The sequence below is a fragment of the Pseudomonas sp. NPDC087615 genome (assembly GCF_044743445.1).
GTDB classification, from domain to species: domain Bacteria; phylum Pseudomonadota; class Gammaproteobacteria; order Pseudomonadales; family Pseudomonadaceae; genus Aquipseudomonas; species Aquipseudomonas baetica_A.
The window spans coordinates 14233-19296 of sequence record NZ_JBIUWM010000078.1 but is presented as its reverse complement, the minus strand read 5'-3'; the positions used below and the strand labels follow the sequence as shown (position 1 = coordinate 19296).

4 protein-coding genes and 1 pseudogene are annotated in these 5064 nt (G+C 57.0%); all 5 read right to left on the bottom strand.

Annotated elements, in window-relative coordinates; all coding sequences use genetic code 11:
* Nucleotides 1-15 precede the first annotated feature (15 nt).
* Nucleotides 16-120 (bottom strand): annotated as a pseudogene (secG, locus tag ACIOU6_RS25650) (preprotein translocase subunit SecG); the annotation flags it as partial.
* A 4-nt stretch (nucleotides 121-124) separates the two neighbouring features.
* A complete protein-coding gene (gene tpiA / locus ACIOU6_RS25645; RefSeq protein ID WP_221730612.1) occupies nucleotides 125-880 on the bottom strand; it encodes a triose-phosphate isomerase in 756 nt (251 codons plus the stop codon).
* Nucleotides 881-945: 65 nt separating this feature from the next.
* Nucleotides 946-2283, bottom strand: coding sequence for a phosphoglucosamine mutase (gene glmM / locus ACIOU6_RS25640; RefSeq protein WP_401139332.1), 1338 nt, complete (start codon nucleotides 2281-2283; stop codon nucleotides 946-948).
* Between the two features lie 16 nt (nucleotides 2284-2299).
* A complete protein-coding gene (gene folP, locus ACIOU6_RS25635; RefSeq protein WP_401139330.1) occupies nucleotides 2300-3151 on the bottom strand; it encodes a dihydropteroate synthase in 852 nt (283 codons plus the stop codon).
* Between the two features lie 8 nt (nucleotides 3152-3159).
* The coding region (gene ftsH, locus ACIOU6_RS25630) for an ATP-dependent zinc metalloprotease FtsH (RefSeq protein WP_401139328.1) at nucleotides 3160-5064 on the bottom strand (1905 nt) is incomplete at its 5' end.

Sequence of the window (5064 nt, the reverse complement as noted above, 5' to 3'; positions counted from 1 at the left end):
TGAAGCACCTGATCAGAAAGACGCACCAGCGTCCGCACCCTTACCCTGCTGCAGCAAAACCAGAGCAACTACGCCCAATGCACCCAGCAGATGAAAAACGACTACGACTGTTTCCAGCATTTTTTCAGTTTCCCGCGGCGCGACAAATCGCACCGAACTCATCTGCATTCAGGGAAGCTCCACCAATGAGCCCCCCATCGATATCCGGCATGCCGAACAGTTCGACCGCATTGGCCGCCTTCACGCTGCCGCCGTATAGAAGCCGCACACCTCGTGCGACCTCAGAATTCTCTGCCGCCAACTGCTCGCGAATGGCCTTATGCACATCCTGCGCCTGTTGCGGCGTTGCAGTCAGTCCGGTGCCAATAGCCCAGACCGGCTCGTAAGCTATTACTGCCTTGGCAAAGGCACCTACACCCAGCTCCTCAATGATACTGCCAAGCTGACGCCCGACAACTTCAAGAGTTTTACCGGCTTCGCGCTGCTCCAGGGTTTCCCCTATACACAACACCGGAATCAAGCCACATGCCTGCGCCGCTGCGAACTTGCGATTCAGCATCCCGTCTCGCTCACCCATAATCTGGCGGCGCTCGGAGTGCCCGACAAGCACAAGGGAACAGCCTGCATCCATCAACTGACTCGGCGCAATTTCACCAGTCAGCGCACCTTGCATGGACTCCACCGCAGAGTTCTGCGCGCCGACCGAGATCGACTTGCCTTTCAAGCCATCAATCACTTGATTGATATACAAGCAAGGCGGGAATACCGCGACATCAACACCGCTTGGCAAGGCCAGATGACGAAGCCCGTTGATCAGCTCAGCGACGCTGGCGCGGGTACCGTGCATCTTCCAGTTACCAGCTACCATAGGGCGACGCATGCTGTACCTCGTCGGTCAAAGTGGGCGCAGATGTTACCCAACACAATCATGGCTGGCAAGCCGAATCAGGCAGAAACTTCAGTTACCAGTTTTGCCAGCTCTTCGGCATAGCCGCGAACCTGGGTTGCATCCTCCCCTTCAACCATCACACGCACCAAAGGCTCTGTGCCGGACTTGCGCAAAAGCACACGTCCGCGACCAGCCATTGCCTGAGTGACGCGCGCGCTGGCCTCCTTGACAGCCGGATGTTCCAGCGGACTTTCGCCTCCACCGAAACGCACATTGATCAGCACCTGAGGACACTTGCGCAAAGCTTGTCGAGCTAACGCCAGACCTTCGTTACGCGTTTTGAGCGCCATCAGCACTTGCAGAGCAGCAATGATCGCGTCACCGGTCGTGGTGTGATTGAAACAGACGATATGCCCTGAGTTCTCACCACCGACCAACCAGTTACGCTCAAGCAACTCAGCAATCACATAACGGTCGCCGACATTGGCGCGAACAAACGGAATCGAAAGATCGGCAAGGGCCAGCTCCAGACCGAGATTACTCATCAGAGTACCTACCACTCCTCCTTGCAGCTTTCCACGCTCCTGCAGATCGCGAGCAATGATGAACAGCAGGTCATCACCGTCAACAATGGCACCCGTATGGTCAACCATCAGGACCCGATCACCATCCCCGTCAAAAGCAATACCCAGATCAGCGTGCTCAGCCAGCACCGCCGCCTGCAGCTGCCCCATATGAGTGGAGCCACAATTGTCGTTGATGTTCAGACCATTTGGCTGGGCTGAAAGCACCACGACCTCGGCGCCCAGCTCACGAAAAACACTCGGCGCAACTTTATAGGTCGCACCGTGAGCGCAGTCGATGACGATCTTCAGACCGGCGAAATTGGCACCGGTTGGCACACTGCTCTTACAGAATTCAATGTAACGACCAGAGGCATCATTGATCCGCGACACCTTGCCGATCTTGCTCGACTCAACCACGGTCATTGGAGTATCGAGCAACTCTTCGATCATCAATTCCAGCTCATCCGGCAACTTGGTGCCTTTACCGGAGAAGAATTTGATGCCGTTATCATCATGCGGGTTGTGCGAAGCACTGATCACGATTCCGGCTTCAGCCTGGAACGTGCGCGACAGGTAGGCAATGGCCGGCGTCGGCATCGGGCCAAGCAGCATTACATCCGCACCCGCCGAAGTCAGGCCAGCTTCAAGCGCCGACTCAAACATATAACCGGAGATCCGTGTGTCTTTGCCAACCAGCACTTTGCAGGCGCCCATCTTGCGGAACGCCATGCCAGCAGCCCAGCCGAGCTTGAGCATGAAGTCAGGAGTAATCGGATATTCCCCGACTCGACCACGAATGCCGTCAGTACCAAAGTATTTCTTGCTCATAACTGCTCCATCGTTCTTATTCCGCCGACTCAACGGCCGCGATCATCCGCACCACATCTACCGTTTCCGCCACATCATGGACGCGCAATATACGCGCACCCTTGATTGACGCGAGCGTAGCCAGTGCCAGACCACCATGCAGACGCTCACCCACAGGACGATTCAACGCATGTCCGATCATGCTCTTGCGTGAAACACCCACCAACAAGGGCCGGCCCAATGCATGCAGGGCTTCCATATGCTTGAACAAGCTTAGATTGTGCTGCAGTGTTTTGGCGAAGCCGAAACCTGGATCAAGGATGATGCGCTCGGCAGGAATACCCGCCGACGCACACGCCTGCATGCGCTCGCAGAGAAACTCGCCAACTTCCCGAGTGACATCCTGATAGTGCGGATTGTCCTGCATATCACCCGGCTCACCGAGCATATGCATGAGGCAGACCGGCAAGCCTGTCGCCGCCGCCGCATCCAGCGCACCGTCGCGCTGCAACGAACGCACATCATTGATCAATCCGGCACCCAGTCGCGCAGTTTCGCGCATCACCGCCGGAGTCGACGTATCGACCGAGATGATGACATCAAGTTCGCGATTGATCAGCTCGACAATTGGCGCCACGCGCTCAAGCTCTTCCAGCGGCGAAACCGTACGGGCGCCAGGACGGGTGGACTCGCCCCCCACATCGATCAGCGTCGCGCCAGCGGCGACCATGGCTTCGGCGTGGCGCAAGGCCGCGTCGAGCTGGCTGTAACGGCCACCATCAGAAAAGGAATCGGGAGTGACATTGAGAATGCCCATGACATGCGTCTGGGAAAAATCAAGAACCCGGTTGCCGCAAGGCAACCGGGTCAGGGACTGTACAGAAGTCATTTCAAACCTTAAACATCAGCAGCCGGACCGCCAATCGGTTTTTCCGGACGCTCATCCTGAACGACAGGAGGCGGCGGCGTACCCGCACCACCCGACCAATCGCGAGGCTCGCGAGGCGTGCGGCCGGCCATGATGTCGTCGATCTGCTCAGCATCAATCGTTTCATACTTCATCAGCGCGTCAGCCATTGCATCCAGCTTGTCACGATTGTCCGTGAGGATCTGCTTGGCCGTGCCGTAGCACTGATCAATGATGCTGCGCACTTCAGAATCGATAAGCTTGGCAGTCTCACCAGAGAAACTGGCGCCCTGACCGCCACCACCACGCCCGAGGAACACTTCGCCCTCTTCTTCGGCATACATCAGTGGACCGAGTTTTTCCGACAACCCCCACTTGGTCACCATGTTCCGCGCAATCTGACTGGCACGCATGATGTCGTTGGAGGCACCGGTGGTCACACCGTCAAAGCCAAGTGTCATCTCTTCAGCAATACGACCGCCATACAGCGAGCAGATCTGACTGATCAGCGCACGCTTGGACAGACTGTAACGATCTTCTTCCGGCAAGAACATAGTCACACCCAGCGCACGACCGCGCGGAATGATCGACACTTTGTAAACGGGATCATGCTCAGGCACGACACGGCCAACAATCGCGTGGCCAGCTTCGTGATAAGCAGTGTTCTGTTTTTCTTTCTCCGACATGACCATCGATTTGCGCTCGGCGCCCATCATGATCTTGTCTTTGGCCAGTTCGAACTCTTTCATCTCTACGATGCGTTTGCCGCTGCGAGCAGCGAACAGCGACGCTTCGTTGACCAGGTTAGCCAAGTCGGCACCGGAGAATCCCGGAGTACCGCGAGCGATGACAGCCGGAGCAACGTCGTCACCCATTGGCACTTTTCGCATGTGAACCTTGAGAATCTGCTCGCGACCACGAATATCTGGCAGACCTACCACAACCTGACGGTCGAAACGGCCCGGACGCAGCAATGCTGGGTCAAGTACGTCAGGACGGTTGGTTGCAGCGATCACGATGATGCCGTCATTCATTTCGAAGCCGTCCATCTCAACCAGCAACTGGTTGAGGGTCTGCTCACGCTCGTCGTGACCACCGCCCATGCCCGCGCCACGATGGCGACCAACGGCGTCGATTTCGTCGATGAAGATGATGCAAGGCGCGTGTTTCTTGGCCTGCTCAAACATGTCACGAACGCGGCTAGCGCCAACACCAACAAACATCTCGACGAAGTCAGAACCGGAAATAGTGAAGAACGGCACCTTGGCTTCGCCGGCAATCGCCTTGGCCAGCAAGGTTTTACCGGTACCCGGAGGACCAACCATCAGCACACCGCGAGGAATGCGACCGCCCAGGCGCTGGAACTTGCCCGGATCACGGAGGAACTCAACAAGTTCGCCGACCTCTTCCTTGGCTTCGTCGCAACCGGCTACGTCAGCCAAGGTGGTTTTCACCTGATCTTCAGACAGCAGACGCGCCTTGCTCTTGCCAAAGCTCATCGGCCCGCCCTTGCCACCGGCGCCGCCCTGCATCTGGCGCATGAAGAACATGAACACAGCGATAATCACCAGGATAGGGAAGCTGGCCACAAGAAGCTGGGTCCAGATGCTTTGCTGCTCAGGCTGCTTGCCTTCGACCACAACATGGTTGTCGACCAGATCGCCGATCAGGCCATTGTCCTGAATCGCGGGACGAATGGTCTTGAAGCTGTCGCCGTCGTTGCGCTTGCCGGTAATCACATAGCCGTCAACCGCTACGCGCTCGACCTTGCCATCCTTGACCTGCTGGATAAAGTCGGAATAGTTGAGGGTCTGCGGCTCGTTAGGGCTGGAGAAGTTGTTCATCACCGTCACCAGGACAGCCGCGATGATCAACCACAGGATCAGATTCTTTGC

What these genes read in the sequence shown, in the direction of transcription:
- tpiA (WP_221730612.1), bottom strand. Translation starts at nt 880, where the DNA reads ATGCGTCGCCCTATGGTAGCTGGTAACTGGAAGATGCACGGTACCCGC.
- folP (WP_401139330.1), bottom strand. Translation starts at nt 3,151, where the DNA reads ATGACTTCTGTACAGTCCCTGACCCGGTTGCCTTGCGGCAACCGGGTT.
- glmM (WP_401139332.1), bottom strand. Translation starts at nt 2,283, where the DNA reads ATGAGCAAGAAATACTTTGGTACTGACGGCATTCGTGGTCGAGTCGGG.